Origin of the sequence: Hartmannibacter diazotrophicus (genome assembly GCF_900231165.1) — a bacterium.
In the GTDB taxonomy this organism is placed as follows: Bacteria; Pseudomonadota; Alphaproteobacteria; order Rhizobiales; family Pleomorphomonadaceae; genus Hartmannibacter; species Hartmannibacter diazotrophicus.
This window is the reverse complement of sequence record NZ_LT960614.1, coordinates 3128700-3147210: the sequence shown is the minus strand read 5'-3', so window position 1 is coordinate 3147210 and position 18511 is coordinate 3128700. Positions and strand designations below refer to the sequence as shown.

General features: G+C 64.5%; 16 protein-coding genes. 6 read left to right on the top strand and 10 right to left on the bottom strand.

The annotated features are described in order from the left end of the window. Positions 1-24: 24 nt before the first annotated feature. The 5 genes from rnr to plsY form a co-directional block, all read right to left on the bottom strand. Positions 25-2325, bottom strand: a complete 2301-nt coding sequence (rnr, locus tag HDIA_RS14715; protein WP_245883878.1) for a ribonuclease R — start codon at positions 2323-2325, stop codon at positions 25-27. Between the two features lie 107 nt (positions 2326-2432). Beyond that, positions 2433-5063 (bottom strand): type I DNA topoisomerase, encoded by a 2631-nt coding sequence (gene topA / locus HDIA_RS14710; protein ID WP_099558919.1) that lies wholly within the window; start codon positions 5061-5063, stop codon positions 2433-2435. 591 nt (positions 5064-5654) lie between these two features. After that, positions 5655-6689, bottom strand: coding sequence for a hypothetical protein (locus HDIA_RS14700; RefSeq protein WP_099556846.1), 1035 nt, complete (start codon positions 6687-6689; stop codon positions 5655-5657). A 209-nt stretch (positions 6690-6898) separates the two neighbouring features. Beyond that, positions 6899-8041 (bottom strand): DNA-processing protein DprA, encoded by a 1143-nt coding sequence (gene dprA, locus HDIA_RS14695; RefSeq protein WP_099556845.1) that lies wholly within the window; start codon positions 8039-8041, stop codon positions 6899-6901. Further along, entirely contained in the window at positions 8038-8616 is a 579-nt protein-coding gene (gene plsY / locus HDIA_RS14690; protein ID WP_245884295.1) for a glycerol-3-phosphate 1-O-acyltransferase PlsY, read from the bottom strand. The genes dprA and plsY overlap by 4 nt, the downstream gene beginning before the upstream one ends. Positions 8617-8861: 245 nt before the next feature. Between plsY and HDIA_RS14685 the strand changes: the two genes are divergently transcribed. Then, positions 8862-9431 carry an NnrU family protein gene (locus tag HDIA_RS14685; RefSeq protein ID WP_099556844.1) on the top strand — a complete coding sequence of 190 codons (570 nt, stop codon included), beginning with the start codon at positions 8862-8864 and terminating at the stop codon, positions 9429-9431. 43 nt (positions 9432-9474) lie between these two features. Here HDIA_RS14685 and HDIA_RS14680 read toward each other — a convergent pair whose 3' ends face one another. The 4 genes from HDIA_RS14680 to HDIA_RS14665 form a co-directional block, all read right to left on the bottom strand. Further along, entirely contained in the window at positions 9475-10791 is a 1317-nt protein-coding gene (locus tag HDIA_RS14680) for a dihydroorotase (RefSeq protein WP_099556843.1), read from the bottom strand. 76 nt (positions 10792-10867) lie between these two features. Beyond that, the gene (locus HDIA_RS14675) at positions 10868-11824 is read right to left on the bottom strand and encodes an aspartate carbamoyltransferase catalytic subunit (RefSeq protein WP_099556842.1); all 957 of its coding nucleotides are present in this window, start codon (positions 11822-11824) and stop codon (positions 10868-10870) included. A gap of 129 nt (positions 11825-11953) precedes the next feature. After that, on the bottom strand, positions 11954-12457 hold the full coding sequence (gene ruvX, locus HDIA_RS14670; RefSeq protein ID WP_099556841.1) for a Holliday junction resolvase RuvX: 504 nt from the start codon (positions 12455-12457) through the stop codon (positions 11954-11956). Positions 12458-12518: 61 nt separating this feature from the next. After that, positions 12519-12974 carry a hypothetical protein gene (locus tag HDIA_RS14665; protein ID WP_099556840.1) on the bottom strand — a complete coding sequence of 152 codons (456 nt, stop codon included), beginning with the start codon at positions 12972-12974 and terminating at the stop codon, positions 12519-12521. 174 nt (positions 12975-13148) lie between these two features. Here HDIA_RS14665 and HDIA_RS14660 point away from each other — a divergent pair, with 174 nt between their 5' ends. The 5 genes from HDIA_RS14660 to gatB all read left to right on the top strand — a co-directional run bounded on the left by HDIA_RS14660 (position 13149) and on the right by gatB (position 18219). Then, positions 13149-13850: a metal-dependent hydrolase gene (locus HDIA_RS14660; RefSeq protein WP_099556839.1), complete on the top strand. Its 702-nt coding sequence runs from the start codon at positions 13149-13151 to the stop codon at positions 13848-13850. Positions 13851-14047: 197 nt separating this feature from the next. After that, the gene (gene gatC, locus HDIA_RS14655) at positions 14048-14335 is read left to right on the top strand and encodes an Asp-tRNA(Asn)/Glu-tRNA(Gln) amidotransferase subunit GatC (RefSeq protein ID WP_099558917.1); all 288 of its coding nucleotides are present in this window, start codon (positions 14048-14050) and stop codon (positions 14333-14335) included. 66 nt (positions 14336-14401) lie between these two features. After that, positions 14402-15877 carry an Asp-tRNA(Asn)/Glu-tRNA(Gln) amidotransferase subunit GatA gene (gene gatA / locus HDIA_RS14650; RefSeq protein ID WP_099558916.1) on the top strand — a complete coding sequence of 492 codons (1476 nt, stop codon included), beginning with the start codon at positions 14402-14404 and terminating at the stop codon, positions 15875-15877. Between the two features lie 266 nt (positions 15878-16143). Beyond that, positions 16144-16638: a TIGR00645 family protein gene (locus tag HDIA_RS14645; protein ID WP_099558915.1), complete on the top strand. Its 495-nt coding sequence runs from the start codon at positions 16144-16146 to the stop codon at positions 16636-16638. Between the two features lie 99 nt (positions 16639-16737). Next, positions 16738-18219: an Asp-tRNA(Asn)/Glu-tRNA(Gln) amidotransferase subunit GatB gene (gene gatB / locus HDIA_RS14640; RefSeq protein WP_099556838.1), complete on the top strand. Its 1482-nt coding sequence runs from the start codon at positions 16738-16740 to the stop codon at positions 18217-18219. A 37-nt stretch (positions 18220-18256) separates the two neighbouring features. On the opposite strand, the gene HDIA_RS26100 is transcribed toward gatB, so the two are convergent. Continuing rightward, a complete protein-coding gene (locus HDIA_RS26100) occupies positions 18257-18508 on the bottom strand; it encodes a LysR substrate-binding domain-containing protein (RefSeq protein ID WP_099556837.1) in 252 nt (83 codons plus the stop codon). Positions 18509-18511: the final 3 nt, after the last annotated feature.

Genomic DNA, 18511 nt, shown 5'->3' with positions numbered 1-18511 from the left:
GGCGGCGTCAGGGGGCGAGGTTTCTCATCCCCTGGCCCACCCCCGGGTCTTGGGCGATCGCCCGGGCGGTGTCTTTGCACGCCGCTCGGCCCGCTTGGCGAAGCGCTGGTTGCCGATCGGCTTGCCCTTGCGGCCGTTCGAGAGCATCTCGAAGCGCAGGGCGCCCGCCAGCGGGGCGACCTCCACGAGCTTCACGTCGACGACATCGCCCATACGGAAGGTCTCGCCCGACCGGTTGCCGATAAGGGCACGGCTCGGCTCATCATAGGCATAGAAGTCCGCCCCGAGCGTCGACGCCGGCACGAAGCCGTCCGCGCCCGATCCTTCCAGTTTCACGAACAATCCAGCCTTGGTGACGCCGGCAATGCGGCCCCGGAAGGTGCCGCCGATCTGGTCCGACAGCCATTCGGCGACAAGCCGGTCGATGGTCTCGCGCTCGGCCACCATCGCCCGGCGCTCGCAGGCGGAAATGTCCGCCGCGATCCGCTCCAGCCTTTCCTCGATGCCGTCCGGCAGGCCGTCGTCGCCGAGCTTCAGGGCGCGGATCAGCGCCCGATGGACGATGAGGTCGGCATAGCGGCGGATCGGCGAGGTGAAATGGGCGTAGCGGCGCAGGTTGAGGCCGAAATGCCCGATGTTGACCGGGTGATATTCGGCCTGCGATTGCGAGCGCAGCACCACTTCGTTGACTAGGTGGACGTTCTCGGACCCCGCCGCCTTGGCAAGGATGGTGTTGAACTGGCCGGGCCTCAAGTTGCCCTGCTTGGCGAGCTTCAGGTCCATGGTTGACAGGAACTCGCGCAGCGATTCCAGCTTGGCGAGCGTCGGCTGGTCGTGGATGCGATAGACCAGCGGGCTCTTCAGCCGCTCCAGCGTTTCCGCCGCCGCGACATTCGCCTGGATCATGCACTCTTCGATGAGCTTGTGGGCGTCGAGGCGTTCGGGGATCACGACACGGTCGACCGTGCCGTCCGGCTTCAGGACGATCTTGCGCTCGGGCAGGTCGAGTTCCAGAGGCTCGCGGGCGCTGCGTCCGCGATGCAGGCAGGCGTAGGCCTCCCAGAGCGGCTTCAGGATCGGATCGAGCAACGGCGCGGTCTTCTCGTCCGGGTGCCCATCGATGGCGGACTGCGCCTGCGTATACGCGAGCTTTGCCGCCGAGCGCATCATGATGCGGTGGAAGGTGTGGCTCTTCTTGTGGCCGTCGGCGTCGAAGATCATCCGCACGGCGAGGGCAGGGCGGTCCTCGCCCTCGCGCAGCGAGCAGAGGTCGTTGGAAATCCGCTCCGGCAGCATTGGGATCACGCGGTCCGGGAAATAGACCGAGTTGCCGCGCTTCAGCGCTTCCTTGTCGAGGGCCGTTCCGGGACGGACATAGGCGCCGACGTCGGCAATCGCGACGGTCACGATATGGCCGCCGACATTGGCGGGATCGGGGTCGGCCATACCGTGGACGGCGTCGTCATGGTCCTTGGCGTCCGGCGGATCGATGGTGACGAGCGGCAGGTCGCGCCAGTCCTCGCGCTTTCCGGACAGGGTCGCAGGCTTGGCCTGTTCTGCCTCGGCCAGGACTTCCTGCGGAAAGATATAGGGAATGTCGTTGGCGTGGATCGCGATCATGGAGACCGCGCGCTCCGACTTCATCGAGCCGATGACCTCGCGCACCTTGGCGCTCGGCAGGCCGTAGCGCCCGATGCGATGCACCTCGACGGAAACGAGATCGCCGTCGACGGCGTCACCGGCATGCTCGGGATCGACGATCATCTCGTCCTGCTTGCGCGAGACGGGAACGATGCGGCCGCCGCCGGAGGTCTTCTTGAAGACGCCGACGATGCCGGTGGGCTTGCGGTCCAGCAGCTTGATGACACGCAGGGCGGCGCGGGCGAGATGCTCGTAGCCGCGCGGCAAGTCGGACGTTCGGGCAAGAATCCTGTCGCCGATGCCGGGCACGCGGTCGCCGCCGCGCTTCACCTTCGGCACGATCACGAGCAGCTTCGGCGGCGGGCCGTTTTCTTCCTCGTCCCACTTCACCGGCTCGGCGAAGATGTCGCCCTCGGCATCGCGCGAGATGACCTCGCAGACCATGACGTCGGGCAGGGCGCCGGGAAGGGCGATGCGGCGATGCTTGCGCTCGATCAGCCCTTCGCCCTCAAGCTCCTTCAGGAGACGCTTGAGCTCGACGCGGGCGTCGCCCGTGACGTCGAAAGCCCGGGCGATGTCGCGCTTGGTGCCCTTGGTGGGATGTTCGGCAATGAAGCGCAGCACCGCCTCGCGGGTTGGCGCGGGCGGGCTGTCGGCCTTCGGCGGACGGATTTTCTTGACCAATGTGATTTCGATCCAGTCTGGCGGTTTTGGCCAAGACTAGCGGGAGGAAAGGACGTTGTCGCGGGGCATGCGCGAAATCTGTCCGGCGGCGCGGCGCCGCCGGTTTCTCATGCCTCTGCGGTCTTCGCGGCTTTCTTCTTCGCCGGTGCCTTCTTGGCGGCCGCCTTCTTCGGTTTGTCGCCGTCCGCAGCCGCCTTCTTTTTCGGAGCGGCCTTCGCCTTCGCCGTCTTGCCGCCCTTGCCCGCCTTCTCGGCGATGAGCTTCAGGGCTTCTTCCACGGTCAGGGCCTGCGGATCGGAGCCCTTGGGCAGCGTGGCGTTGACCTTGCCCCAGTTGACGTAGGGCCCGTATTTGCCGTCACGAACCGTGATCGCTCCACCGTCCGGATGATCGCCGAGGGACTTGAGGGCCGCCGGCGTCGACCGGCCACGGCCGCCCTTTTCACGCTTTTCCGCGATCAGCGAAACCGCGCGGTTGAGGCCGACGGTGAAGACCTCGTCGATCGACTCGACATTCGCATAGGTCTTGCCGTGCTGGACGAAGGGTCCGAAGCGGCCAAGACCGGCGAGGATCGGTTCGCCGTCCTCCGGATGGCTGCCCACCTCACGCGGCAACGAGAGCAGCCTCAAGGCCTTTTCCAGATCCATGTCGGCCGGCGACCAGCCCTTCGGCAGCGACGAGCGCTTGGGCTTTTCACCCTCGCCAAGCTGGATATAGGGGCCGAAGCGGCCGGCCTTCAGGAAAACTTCCAGACTGGTGACGGGATCGGTGCCGAGCGACTTGTCGCTCGTCTCGCCGCCTTCGTCGCCATTCTCGCCGTTAGTGCCGAGCTGGCGCGTGTAGCGGCATTCGGGATAGTTGGAGCAGCCGATGAAGGCGCCGAACTTGCCGAGCTTCAGCGAGAGCTGGCCGGAGCCGCAGGTCGGGCAAAGGCGCGGATCGGTGCCATCGGCCTTGGCCGGGAAGACGTGCGGCCCGAGCATCTCGTTAAGGGCGTCGAGCACCTGCGATACGCGCAGATCCTTGACCCCGTCGACATGGGCCGAGAAGTCCTTCCAGAACTCCCGCAGCACCTCGCGCCAATCGAGCTCGCCAGCGGAAATCCGGTCGAGCTTTTCTTCCAGCGCGGCCGTGAAGTCGAACTCCACATAGCGCTCGAAGAAGCTCTCCAGGAAGGACGTGACGAGGCGGCCCTTGTCCTGCGGGATGAGGCGTTTCTTGTCGATCTCGACATATTCACGGTCGCGCAGGGTGGCGAGCGTCGCGGCATAGGTCGACGGGCGGCCGATGCCGAGCTCTTCCATCTTCTTGACCAGCGTCGCCTCGGTGTAGCGTGGCGGCGGCTCGGTGAAATGCTGGGCAGCCTCCACCGACTCGCGCTGCGGCTTGTCGCCGGTTGCTATGGCGGGCAGGCGGCTGCCCTCCTCGTCCTCCTCGTCGTCGCGCGACTCGGTATAGAGCGTCAGGAAGCCGTCGAATTTCATCACCGAGCCGGTGGCGCGGAGCGTTGCCGACTTGCCGCCAGCGCTGGCATCGATATCGACCGTGGTGCGTTCGAAGTCGGCCGACTGCATCTGGCTGGCGATGGTGCGCTTCCAGATCAGTTCGTAAAGCTTGGCCTGTTCCGGCTCCAGGAATTTGGCGACGGCCTTCGGCAGACGGAAGACGTCGGTCGGACGGATCGCCTCGTGAGCCTCCTGGGCGTTCTTGGCCTTGGTGGAATAAAAGCGCGGCTTTTCCGGCAGGTAGCGCGCGCCATAGTCGTTGCCGATCAGCTTGCGGGCCGCGCCGACGGCCTCGGGGGCAATCTGGACGCCGTCGGTTCGCATATAGGTAATGAGACCGGCCGTCTCGCCGCCGATGTCGACACCCTCATAGAGACGCTGCGCGATCTGCATCGTGCGCTGGGCGGAGAGGCCGAGCTTGCGCGAGGCCTCCTGCTGCAGCGTGGAGGTGGTGAAAGGGGCGTAGGGATTACGCTTCTGGGGCCGCGATTCGACGCTCGCCACCGTCAGGCTCGCCGCCTCCAGGTGACGCTTGATCTCCATCGCCTCGGCTTCGGTGCCGACATCGAGGCGCGTCAGCTTCTTGCCGGCATATTCGGCGATGCGAGCCTCGAAGGGTTCGCCGGCCGCCGTCTTCAGCCTGGCGATGATCGACCAGTATTCCTGGGGCTTGAAGGTCTCGATCTCGGCCTCGCGGTCGCAGATGAGCCGAAGGGCCACCGACTGCACGCGTCCGGCCGAGCGGGCGCCCGGCAGCTTGCGCCAGAGCACCGGGGAGAGGGTGAAGCCGACCAGATAGTCGAGCGCACGGCGGGCGAGATAGGCCTCCACCAGCGGCTCGTCGAGCTGGCGCGGATTGGCCATGGCCTCCAGCACCGACTGCTTGGTAATCGCGTTGAAGACAACGCGCTCGATCTTCTTGTCTTTCAGCACCCGCTTCTTCGCCAGCACCTCGATCAGATGCCAGGAGATGGCCTCGCCCTCGCGATCCGGGTCGGTGGCGAGAATCAGCGTGTCGGCGTCCTTGACCGCATTGGCGATGTCGGAAATGCGCTTGTTGGACTTGCCGTCGACCTCCCAGGTCATCGCGAAATCGTGCTCCGGATCGACCGATCCGTCCTTGGCCGGCAGATCTCGCACGTGGCCATAGGAGGCGAGCACCTGGTAGCCCGAACCCAGATATTTATTGATTGTCTTGGCCTTGGCGGGCGATTCCACAACGACGACGTTCATCGAAATCCGATTGGCTGGAGAAGCGGTGGCCGCCTGACGGGCGACCGGAGTCTGACGCCGGAAAGTGATGGTTTCGGCACGCAGATGCAAGACCCGATGCATGATGCTGTCGCAGGCTTGCCAATCGGCCGGGGCGAAGCCTGCCGTTTTTCTCAACTTCAGATATGTTCAAATGTTTCTTTCAACCTCAAATGTCTTATGCTCCTATAAGGAGAATATAAGTTCCAATAAATTTAAGGTTGTGTCGTGACTGCGAACCCTCATGATCCTTCGCCGGCCGACGGCGATGTCCCTCTGGCCATTGAGGGCAGGGACAGTGCGGCCCAGCTGCACTATATCGCGCAACTCAGCGGCGAACTGGCTCAAATTGCCCGAACGTCCGGGCTTCCGATGCTTGCGTATCTGCTTTCGATGGCCCGGGAAGAGGCGACAGGAGCCCTCACGCAGATGCGTCAACAGAACAGGCCGGACGAACGCAAACGGCGTTAGAAGTGCGCCTGTGTCTCCTCGTCTGGTTTGCGGCTTACCGCCGCGCAGGCGCCAAAGCGAACCGCCGACCATCCGGACAGAGCCGCCGACGGTCATCAGCTGTCAGGTCCGTGCCAAATCCATCGCCTGGAGGCAGCTGCTGTCCTCGAAGGTGCGCATGACGGGCAGGAGGTCGGGTGCGGAGAACAGCGCGGCCGCAAGTGGATCGCCGAGACGGATTTGATCCAGCTGCTCGACCGCTTGCCGCACCGACCAGAAGCAGGTCCGAAAGCCGCTTTGAAACGCGGAGGACAGCAGGTCGCCATATCGATTGTCCGCGTGGGGCAGCCTCACTGCCGCCTGGCCGTCATCATAGACGAGAGAAGACAGGGCCCTGGCGACCGTTTCCTGATCGCCGCAGCCAAAGTGGCGCAGGCGCGAGGCGAAGATCAGGTAGTCGCGATGCGACTGGCTCAGCCTGGCGGCCGGGCAAAACAGGATCAGGTCCGGCATTTTCAACACGGCGTCCCGGATCATGCCATTCGCCTGGTCCGGCGGTGTGGAGTCCTGCTCGTCGGCTTCGCCGCCCGCGAAGAGCCGGTTGATCGTAGCAGCGACGAGTTCCTCGCCGATCGCGCCGAGAAGAATGCCGGCCCGCACGCTGAAAACGTGGGTTTCGGCGTGCATCGCGCGGTCCTGTTCGGCGTAGTCCCGGCGCGATTGCGCGGATGCGGCGAGTTCGGCGATCCGGTCGGCCAGGCGATACTTCAGTTCGGTGTTGTCCGCGTTCTGGGCCGAGAGCCGAAGAATGGCGTTCCACGTCTGCGGGTTGATGAAATCCTTGTAGGCACGCAACGCCTTGAAGGCTGTCGTCCACTTGTCCCGGCCGGTGCCAGTCGACCCAGTCGACAGATCCGCGCTGGATGTCGAGTCGCCGTCTTCCTTGCCGCGCGGCGGATGCAAGGGGGCTATCGTTTGCTGCAGCGACCAGCGGCCGATCACACGGGCAATCGCGGCCGTTGCCATCAGTGCAGGGCGCGAATTCCGGTTGCCCATCCCGGAGGCCCCGATTCCAGCTGCGCCCGTGCCATTTGTTGGGCCGATCCTGCGATCAAGACGCAGCGATGGCTTGCGGTTGCCAAGATTGTCGATGCTCATGTCAGCCCCTGCATGACCATGCGCCCACGTGAGACCTGTCGCGCCTTGCGCTCGCCCACTATCCGGTCATATTGACTCTGGGTAGATAAAAATGGATACACAACCCATGCGTGGAGGATAGGTTGGGCGACTTTTCTATTCAACCAAAAAGTTTGTTGTGTGGAAATATAATCAGGGATTGCAGTCCGACCTGCGCGTACTGCCGCGGCCTACTGCAATGACACGAGGCGGCCATTTCCGTGCCGCTCCAGCCGTCCGGCAATCTCCAGTTCGATGAGAATCAGCTGAACGCTTGACGCGGGCAGTCCGGTCATCCGGATGATCTCGTCGATTTCGACCGGGCTCGGTCCAAGCGCCTCGGTCACGATGGCGCGCTCGGCCTCGCGAATGTCGGCGTCCTCACCTGCGGCCGGCCCGCCTTCGCGGATGGCCGTTCTCTCGCTTCTTGAGACCGGCATGGCGCGTCCGATCATCGGGGTGAGCGCCTCGATGACGTCGGCCTCCGAGCGGATCAAGACGGCGCCGGCCCGGATGAGCGAGTTGGTGCCGGCGCTGCGCGGATCGAGCGGCGAACCGGGAACGGCCATGACTTCGCGGCCCTGGTCCAGCGCGAAACGGGCGGTATGCAGCGAACCGGACCGTTCGGCAGCCTCGATCACCACCACACCGAGCGACATCCCGGAAATCAGACGGTTGCGGCGCGGAAAATCCTGTGCGCGAGGCATCCAGCCATGGGGCATTTCCGTCAGGATGGCGCCGCCACTTGCGACGATGCGGGCATAAAGGTCGCGGTTTTCTTCCGGGTAGACGTGATCGATGCCGCCGGCGATGACGCCGACCGTACCGCCCCTGAGGGCCGCGCCGTGAGCGGCCGCGTCGATGCCGCGGGCAAGGCCGGAGACGACGACATAGCCGGAGGCTTCCAGCCCGGAGGCGATGCGCTCGGCCATCTTCCTGCCCGCGACGGACGCGTTGCGGGCGCCGACGATGGCGACGGTCGGGCGACGGGCAAGGCCGGGGCCATTGCCGCGAAGGGTCAGGAGGGGAGGAGGGGCGTCGATCCGCGCCAGGTGTTCGGGGTAGGCGGCCTCGCCGAGAGCCACGATGTCGGCGCCGGCATCGCGTGTCCGCTGGAGTTCGCGCTCGGCCTCGTCGAGGGTGGCGATCCTCAGCCTTCGCGTTGCGCCGCCGCGCCGCGACAGTTTCGGCAGCTCCTCAAGGGCGGTGCCTGCCGAGCCGAAATGATTGAGCAGTTCACGAAAGGTCGCAGGCCCGATGTTCTCGCTGCGAATCAGCCTCAGCCAGGCGAGACGCTGAGCGTCGGTCAACTGGATGGGGCCGCCGGCGCTCATGTCTTCTTGGCGCCGATCCTGCTCTCCGTCCCGGCCATGAGCCGGATGATGTTCTGCCAGTGCCGGATGTAGACGAGGGCCGTGAGGGCAACGAACAGCAAGGCGAGCAGGGGCTTGTCGAAGCTCCAGAGCACGGCCGGCGTCGCGAGCGTTGCGAGCAGGGCGGCGAGCGAGGAATAGCGGGTGAGGTAGGCGACCAGAATCCAGATGGCGGCAAAGACGAGGACTGCCGGCGGATAGAGGCCCAGCAGGATTCCAATATAGGTTGCAACGCCCTTGCCGCCGCGAAACTTCAGCCAGACCGGAAAGAGGTGGCCGAGAAAGGCGCCCATTCCGGCGGAGACCGCAGCGATCGGGCCGAACTGCATGGCAATCAGGACGGCTAGGGTGCCTTTCAGGCCGTCCGCCAGGACGGTTGCCAGCGCCAGGCCCTTTCGTCCCGTCCTCAGAACGTTCGTCGCGCCGATGTTGCCCGAACCAATAGAGCGGATATCTCCCAGTCCTGCCAGGCGGGTGAAGAGATAGCCAAAGGGAATCGACCCGAGCAGATAGCCGCCGAGAAGGCCTGCCACGATGAGCCGCCATTGAACGGCAATGACCCAATACTCCGGCACCGGACCCCCCCGTGATTGCCGCCGAACGTTCTTTTTGGCCAACGATTTGTATGGTTACGTTGTCAAAAGTGACGGTGATTTGCAAACGCTTGCCGCATTCGATACGAAAGTCCTGCCATTGTGGCAACTGGTGTTGAGATCGCACTCATGGCGATCATTTTCGCCGTCCTTGCGACTGCCGCAGCGGCGCCTTGAAGGGGTGAGCAATGGCGATCTTGATCCTGGGCCTCGTCGTTTTCTTTGCCGTGCATTCCTTGCGGATCGTCTCGCCCGCCATGCGGGACGGATTGGTGGCCCGCATCGGCGAAATGCCGTGGAGAGGCCTCTATTCGGTCGTCTCGTTCATTGGCCTTGGTCTCATCATCTATGGCTTCGGTCTCGCCCGTCAGGATCCGATCGCGGTCTATGATCCGCCGTCCTGGGGCCGTCACATCACGATGCTGCTGGTTCTGCTGGCGTTCATCGCGATTGCCGTCAGCCTGCTGCCGCCGGGCAAGCTGAAGCCGATGCTGAAGCATCCCATGCTGGCCGGCATCAAGCTGTGGGCTTTCGGGCATCTGCTGGCGAACGGGGATCTTGCCTCGATCCTGCTGTTCGGCGCCTTCCTGGCATGGGCCGTCGTCGACCGCATCGCGCTCAAGCGCCGCCCGGGCGTCGTCCTGCCCAAGCCCGGACCTGTGAAATACGACGTTCTGGCCGTTGTGCTGGCGCTTGTCGTCTACGGGCTCTTCGTTGCCAGACTGCACCTTGCGCTGATCGGCGTGCCGGTCGTCTAGGCCGGTCATCTAGGGAAGCCTTGGCGCCTCGCCCGCCGGCGCCTTACGCGCCGAAGACCTGGCTACCGCCGACGTAGGTCGCAATGACCTTGCCGGAAAAGCGCGCACCCTCGAAGGCGCTGTTCTTGGAGCGGGAGATGATGTTCTCCTCGCTCAGAACCCACGGCATGTCCGGGTCGATCATGACGATGTCGGCGGGCTGGCCCGGCTTCAGGGTGCCTGCTTCAAGACCGAGCAGCGCGGCTGGCCGGGTCGAGGTCGCCTCGATCAGGCGCATCAGCGTCAGATCGCCGTTGTGGACAAGGCGCAGCCCTGCGGAGAGCAGCGTTTCGAGGCCAACGCAGCCGTCGGCGGCCTCGGCGAAGGGCTGGCGCTTCATCTCCACGTCCTGCGGATCGTGGCTTGAGACGAGGATGTCGATGGTGCCGTCTGCGAGCCCCGCGACCAGCGCCTGCCGGTCCTCTTCGGCGCGCAGCGGCGGCGACATCTTGAAGAAGGTGCGGTAGGCGCCGATGTCGTTCTCGTTGAGGCTGACGTGGGCGGCGGAGACGGCGGCCGTTGCCGAGATGCCTTCCTGCTTGGCCCAGCGCATCAGCGCGACCGATTCCGTCGTCGACAATTGCGCCGCGTGATAGGTGCCCTGGGCGAGGCGCGCCAGACGCAGGTCGCGGGCCAGCATGACGGTTTCGGCCTCGGTTGGAATGCCGGGCAGGCCGAGCAGGGTCGACAGGGTGCCAAGATGCATCACGCCGGTGCCGACAAGGTCCGGGTCCTCGGGATTGTGGACGACGGTGGCGCCGAAATCGCGGGCATAGGTCAGCGCGCGGCGCATCACCTGCGCATTCGTCACGGTATGTCGGCCGGACGAGAAGGCGACGGCGCCGGCTTCCTGCAAGAGGCCGAACTCGGTCATCTCGTGGCCGCTCTGCCCCTTGGTGAGGGCCGCCATCGGATGAATGCGGACGATCGCGGTGTCGCGCGCCCGTCGCAGCACGAAGTCGACGAGGGCCGGATCGTCGATGATCGGGTCGGTGTCGGGCTGCGTCACCATGGTGGTGATGCCGCCGGCCGCCGCCGCCTTGCTGGCGGAAGCGAAGGTTTCGCGGTGGTCGAAGCCCGGTTCGCCGACGAAGACGCGCATGTCGACGAGGCCCGGCGCAACGACGGCGCCCTTGGCGTCGACAATGGTTGCGCCGTCCGGCGCGCCCTGACCCTTGGCGCCGGCGCCCGAGGCCAGAATGACGCCGTCGGCGACGATCACCGAGCCGATCTCGTCCAGATTGCGGGACGGATCGATGATGCGGGCGTTCTCGATGACAAGCGGGGCGGTCGCCACCGGTTCCTTGCGCATGGCATTCATCGGCTTGTCTTTCCCATACACCGGCCCATACACCGGACCGAGAACCGGCTTCCACTTTTCGGGTGCATGGGGGGCCTCATGCGTTCGGAAGATTGCGCGCGACGGCGTCGAGCACGGCCATGCGGACGGCGACGCCCATCTCGACCTGTTCGCGGATGAGGCTTTGCGGGCCGTCGGCAATCGCCGGATCGATCTCCACGCCGCGGTTCATCGGCCCCGGATGCATCACGAGCGCATCCGGCTTCGCATAGGCGAGCTTTTCCTGATCGAGGCCGTAGTAGCGGAAATATTCGCGCACGGACGGCACGAAGGAGCCCTGCATCCTCTCGCGCTGGAGGCGCAGCATCATGACGATGTCGGCGTCCTTCAGGCCCGCCTTCATGTCCGTCGTCACCTCGATGCCGAGGTCGCGGAAGGCAGGGGGAACCAGTGTCGTCGGACCGACAAGGCGGACACGGGCGTCGAGCGCCGTCAGCAGCAGGATGTTGGAGCGGGCGACGCGCGAATGCAGCACGTCGCCGCAGATCGCCACCGTGAGGCGGGCGATCTTGCCCTTGTGCCGGCGGATCGTCAGGGCGTCGAGCAGGGCCTGCGTCGGATGCTCGTGCGCGCCATCGCCGGCGTTCACCACCGAGCAGCTGACCTTCTGGGCGAGCAGGGCGACAGCGCCGGCGGCGTGATGGCGCACGACGATGATGTCCGGGTGCATGGCATTGAGAGTCATCGCCGTGTCGATGAGCGTTTCACCCTTCTTCACCGACGAGGAGGCAACCGACATGTTCATGACGTCGGCGCCGAGGCGCTTGCCGGCAAGCTCGAAGGACGACTGCGTCCGCGTCGAGGCCTCGAAGAAGAGGTTGATCTGCGTTCGCCCGCGCAGGGTGTCGAGCTTTTTGGAGACCTGCCGGCCGATTTCGACATGAGCCTCGGCCCGGTCGAGCAGATCGTTGATTTCGTGGGGCGAAAGACCGTCGATCCCGAGCAGGTGCTTGCGGGCGAAGGTCGGCAGGGCGGGGTCGCGTTGCGGTGTCATTAAAGCGTGCCTTTTAGGTGACGCCGGCCAGTGCCGCAAGGGCCCGTGGGGCACAAAGGAACGGGGCAAGGCCCGGGCGGGCGGACCATCCACGGTTTTCTTGCCTGCCGCTGCCGGAAGGCGACGTTTTCAGAACAGCCGCCGTGGGTCGTCGCTGCGTTCGGCGAGATGAATTCGGTCCAGAAATCCCTGCAGGATGAAGGCGGCGGCCATCTTGTCGACAAGCTCTCCGCGCCGCCGGCGCGAGGCGTCGGCATCGAGCAGGGTGCGCGTGACCGCCGTCGTCGACAGGCGCTCGTCCCAGAAGGTGATTGGCAGCGAGGTCAGTGGCGCAAGGTTGCGCACAAAGGCGCGGGTCGACTGGACGCGCGGGCCTTCCGAGCCGTCCATGTTGACCGGCAGCCCGAGAACGAGGCCACCCACTCCCTGTTTGGCCGCGATCGCCAGCAGCTTTTCCGCGTCGATGGTGAATTTCTTGCGCGCGATCGTCTCCAGCGGCGAGGCAATGCGGCGGCCGACATCGGAAAGGGCAAGGCCGATGGTCTTGGTGCCGAGATCGAGACCGAGCAGGCGGTCATCGAGGCCGAGACGGGCGAGGAACTCATCGAAGGAAAGAGGCGAGGGCGCTGACATGCCGTCGATCTAGCATGTCGCCTCGGCTCCATCCAATTGTTTGGTCCAGGCCGGGATCTCGTCAGACGCTCGCGGGCCGATCTGCCCATTCGGCCTGGAGCGCTTCAAGCAACTGCCTGGCGCGCTTTCCGTCCGACTTCAGCAACTTCTCGAAAGCGTCCTTGGCTCGTTCCTCGTCGGAGCGCTGGCAGCGCTGCTTGATCTCCTCCACGCGGGCGACCAGATGGCGCAGCCGGTCGAATTTCTCGCCATCGTCGTCGCTGTCGATGACGGCCAGCAGCGCCTCCGTGACGATGCCGAGCTGCTTGCCGAAGCTCGCCACATCGGAAATCACGCGTTCCTCGATGCGCGTATCGCCCTGATAGTCGTTGTAATTGACGACCGTCGGCGAGAGAAAACTGGTGACGGGCAGGAAATTCTGCCGGTTGCTGTCGGTGACGCCGAAGCGGGTGTTGAATGTGTTTCCGCCGCCGTCGCCGAGGCCGAAAAAGTCCGGCCAGAATGGACTGAGGTTCATCGCGCCGCTCCCTGCCGTGTCGCAGAACGGTAATGCTGCAATGCACAATCTAGCACGAATGCGACGAATCGCGATACGGCAAAGCGCTATCGCACAGTTGAGTGATGAGGAAGCGGTTGGCCTTGGCCGAACGGCAGCCTATCTAACCGGCAACCACATTGGAGAACCGAAGCCATGAAGCTGACCTGGTTTGGACATTCGGCCTTTCGCGTTGAAATCGCGGACACCATCATCCTGCTCGACCCCTTCTTCACCGGAAATCCGTCCTTTCCCTCCGATGTCGAGACGGCTTCGCGGGGCGTGACCCACATCGTTTTGACGCACGGTCACAGCGATCACGTGGGCGACACGGTCCAGATCGCGCAGAAGACCGGGGCCAAGGTCGTCACCAACGCCGATCTTTGTTCCTGGCTCGGTTCAAAGGGACTGGAGAAGCTCGACCCGATGAACACGGGCGGGACGACGGATCAGGGCGCTTTCACGGTGACGCTCGTCAATGCACTGCATTCCGCCGCCGTCCTGGAAGATGGGGTTTCGCAGTCGCTTGGCCATTCGAATGGCGTCATCATCAAGGCGCCGGGCGAGAAGACGCTCTACCACATGGGCGACACCGACATTTTCGGCGACATGGCGCTGATCGACGAGATTCATGGGCCGAAGATCGGCCTCGTTCCGATCGGCGACCGCTTCACCATGGGCGGCAAGGTGGCCGCACTCGCCTGCAAGCGCTTCTTCGACTTCGAGACCATTCTTCCCTGCCACTATGCCTCGTTCGTGCCCTATATTGCGGCGACGGCGGACGAGTTCGTCACCGCCATGGGGGCGGATGCCGGCAAGGTGAAGGTGCTCAAGCCCGGCGATACGATCTCGGTTTGAGACAGGCGGGGAAATTCCCCCGTTGGCGCGGCGCTTTTCCCTCTGCTATAGGCACAGCGATATTCGTTGTGACTGCCGCGCCGGCCTTTGAGCAATGAGCCATTCCCTTCGCCGTTTCACGGGCGAAGGGACATTGCCGAAGCCTTTGCGTGTCGGCGGTCGCAATCCAGAACCGGCTCTTGAAGGAACGTGCATCCATGTCCGTTGATACGGCCACCGTCCGCCGCGTCGCCCATCTCGCCCGCATCAAGGTGAGCGAGGAAGAAGCAGGCCGCATGACCGAGGAACTCAATTCCATCCTCGGTTTCGTGGAGCATCTCAACGAGGTCGACGTTTCCGGGGTCGAGCCGATGACGTCCGTCGTCGAGACGAAGATGCGCTGGCGCAAGGATGTCGTCACCGATGGCGACAATCCGGCCAGCGTGGTGGGCAATGCGCCCGTCTCCGACGACGATTTCTTCATGGTGCCGAAGGTGGTCGAGTAATCGACCGTTCCTCGCTGTTTCTGCCTTTTTCGCGCCTGAAGCGCGCCGACCCTGATGGACACGCCCGTGACCGATTTGACCGCCCTCACCATCGCCGAGGCCCGCAAGGGGCTCGATGCCAAGGATTTCTCCGCCACCGAGCTGACCAAGGCCTATCTCGCGGCCATGGAAGCGGCCCGCGACCTCAACGCCTATGTGGTGGAGATGCCCGAAAAGGCGTTGGAGATGGCGGCGGCCTCCGATGCGAAGATCGCCGCTGGCGAGGCGCGTGCGCTGGAAGGCATCCCGCTCGGCATCAAGGATCTCTTCGCGACCGAGGGCTTCCACACCCAGGCGGCCAGCCACATCCTCGACGGCTTCAAGCCGGCCTATGAATCGACGGTGACGTCGAACCTCTGGGCCGACGGCGCGGTGATGCTCGGCAAGCTCAACATGGACGAGTTCGCCATGGGTTCGTCCAACGAGACGAGCTACTACGGCCCGGTGAAGAGCCCGTGGCGCAAGGCCGGCTCCAACATGGCGCTCGTTCCGGGCGGCTCGTCGGGCGGTTCGGCGGCGGCCGTTGCCGCGCGCATTTGCGCCGGCGCGACGGCGACCGACACCGGCGGTTCGATCCGCCAGCCGGCAGCCTTCACCGGCACCGTCGGCATCAAGCCGACCTACGGGCGCTGCTCGCGCTGGGGCGTTGTCGCCTTCGCCTCCTCGCTCGACCAGGCCGGCCCGATCGCCCGCGACGTGCGCGATGCGGCGATCCTTCTCAAATCCATGGCGTCGGTCGACTTGAAGGATACGACCTCGGTCGACATCGAGGTGCCCGACTACGAGGCCTCTGTCGGCCAGTCGGTGAAGGGCCTCAAGATCGGCATTCCGAAGGAATACCGGCTCGACGGCATGAGCGCGGAGATCGACGGACTCTGGCAGCAGGGCATCGCCTGGCTGAAGGATGCCGGCGCGGAGATCGTCGACATCTCGCTGCCGCACACGAAATACGCCCTGCCGGCCTATTACATCGTCGCCCCGGCGGAAGCCTCGTCCAATCTCGCCCGCTATGACGGCGTGCGCTACGGCCTGCGCGAGAAGGGCACCGACATCGCCGACATGTACGAGAACTCGCGTGCCGCGGGTTTCGGCGAAGAGGTCAAGCGCCGCATTCTGATCGGCACCTACGTGCTCTCGGCCGGCTATTACGACGCCTATTATCTCAAGGCGCAGAAGGTCCGCACGCTGATCAAGCGCGACTTCGAGCTCTGCTTCGATGCGGGCGTCGACGCGATCCTGACCCCGGCCACGCCGTCGGCGGCCTTCGGCATCGGCGAAAAGGCCGGCGCCGATCCGGTCGAGATGTATCTCAACGACGTCTTCACCGTGACGGTCAACATGGCCGGCCTGCCGGGCATCGCCGTTCCCGCCGGGCTTTCCGGCGAGGGCCTCCCGCTCGGCCTCCAGCTCATCGGCCGTCCCTTCGACGAGGCGACCCTCTTCAAGCTCGGCACCGTGATCGAGCAGGCGGCAGGGCATTTCACCGCTGAAAAGTGGTGGTGAAGGGCTGAGACCTGCGCGCGATTGAGCTGCGAAGCGGTCGGAGGAATTCCTCCTGGCCGTGATGACGTGCACGTCTGAAGTCGGGCCGTCATCGGCGCTTATGACGGATCGCCGCATGGGCCGCGCCACGGCTCGTTGCCGCTGGCGGCTGTCGCAGGTCTGTGCCAGAAAATATCCCGAATCAGCAGGGTAGAAGCATGCGGCGGTGCACCCGACGCATTGCCTTAGCTGCCGCCCAAGTCGCCTTTACCGGGAGCCGGTCCGTGATCGAAAAATCCGTTGAACGCATCATCTTCTTCAGCCGCTGGATCCTCGCGCCCTTCTATATCGGCCTGCTGGTGGCGGCCCTGGTGCTGCTCTACCACTTCGGCGTCGAGCTCTTCCATTTTGTCACCCACAGCGCGGGATCGAAGGAAAGCGACATCATCCTCGGCATCCTTGCGCTTATCGACCTGACGCTGACCTGCAGCCTGCTGCTCATCGTCGTCTTCTCCGGATACGAGAATTTCGTGGCGAAGATCGATCCGGAGGAACATCCGGGCTGGCCGGAATGGATGTCCCGGATCGATTTCGCCGGCCTGAAACAGAAGCTGATGGGCTCGATCGTGGCCATTTCGGCAATCCAGGTGCTGAAGGCCTTCATGAACCTTCAGCCCGGCTCCGACTGGACGCAGCTTGGCTGGCTTGTCGGCATTCACATGGTCTTCGTCGTCTCGGCCGTTCTGCTCGCCGTGACAGACCGGATTTCCGGCGATCATTGATCTCGAAGACCGGCTGTCATCGACGGCCGGTCTTGACGACGCGGGCGTTCCGAACCATTGAACAGGTCTGACGTTTCCGACCGACCAACTCAGGTTCCCATGTCCCTTATCGATACCCGCACGCCCGATCCGAAAAAATTCATCAACGGCGCCACCGGCGACTGGGAGGTGATCATCGGCATGGAAGTCCATGCGCAGGTGGTCTCCAATTCGAAGCTGTTTTCCGGCGCCAGCGCGGAATACGGCGGGGCGCCAAACGCGCATGTTTCCCTTGTCGACGCGGCGATGCCGGGCATGCTACCGGTGATCAACGAAGAATGCATCAAGCAGGCGGTGCGCACGGGGCTTGGCCTCAAGGCGGAAATTAATCTCAAGTCCGTCTTCGACCGGAAGAACTATTTTTATCCGGACCTGCCGCAGGGCTACCAGATCAGCCAGTTCAAGCAGCCGATCGTGGGCGAGGGGACCGTGATCCTCGACATGCCGGGCGAGACGGTGGAGGTCGGCATCGAGCGTCTGCACCTGGAACAGGACGCCGGCAAGTCGATCCACGACCAGCACCCGACGATGTCCTTCGTCGACCTCAACCGCTCGGGCGTCGCGCTGATGGAGATCGTCTCCAAGCCGGATCTGCGCTGCTCCGACGAGGCGAAGGCGTATCTGACCAAGCTGCGCACGATCCTGCGCTATCTCGGCACCTGCGACGGCAATATGGACGAAGGCTCCATGCGCGCCGACATCAACGTCTCGGTGCGCAAGCCCGGCGGCGAGTTCGGCACGCGCTGCGAGATCAAGAACGTCAACTCGATCCGTTTCGCCGGTCAGGCGATCGAATACGAGGCGCGCCGCCAGATCGGCATCATCGAGGACGGCGGTACCATCGACCAGGAAACGCGGCTGTTCGATCCGCGCGAGGGCGTGACCCGCTCGATGCGGTCCAAGGAAGAAGCGCACGACTACCGCTACTTCCCCGATCCCGACCTTCTGCCGCTTGAATTCACGCAGGCGTTCGTCGATGAGCTTGCCTCGGCGCTGCCGGAGCTGCCGGACGACAAGAAGGCCCGCTTCATAGCCGACTATGGCGTGACGCCCTATGACGCGATGGTGCTGACGCTGGAGCAGTCCTCGGCCGACTTTTTCGAGAAGGTCGCCAAGGGGCGCGACGCCAAGCTTGCCGCCAACTGGATGACCAACGATTTCTTCGCCCGCCTCAACAAGGACGGCAAGGACATCGCCTCCAGTCCGATGTCGGCCGAACAGCTTGGCGAGATCGTCGACCTCATCGCCGACAAGACGATTTCCGGCAAGATCGCCAAGGACCTCTTCGAGATCGTGTGGACCGAAGGCGGCTCGCCGAAGGAGGTTGTCGAGGCGCGCGGCATGAAGCAGGTCACCGACACCGGCGCCATCGAGACGGCGGTCGATGCGGTGATCGCGGCCAATCCCGATAAGGTGGAGCAGGCGAAGGCGAAGCCGACGCTTGCCGGCTGGTTCGTCGGTCAGGTCATGAAGCAGACGGGCGGCAAGGCCAACCCGCAGGCGGTGAACGAGATCGTCAAGGCCAAGCTCGGGATCGAGTAAGGCACCCAAGGCGGGACGGCGGTGCGCTGCTGTCCCGTCAGGCCGCGATGTAGGCCGTCATTCCGTCGACCAGCGCATCGAAGACCGCCCGGCAGGGCGGGCTTGACGACAGATCCTCGTGCATCACGATCCAGACGGGCAGCGCGAGTTCGAAATCTGATTCAAGAACCCTGACCAGATCCTTGTTTTGCCTCGCGATCTGGACCTGGAAAGCGCCGATGCCGAAGCCGGCTCTCAGGGCGGCGAGCTGTGCCAGATTGCTGTCGACACGGAAGGTGCTTCTGGCCAGCGC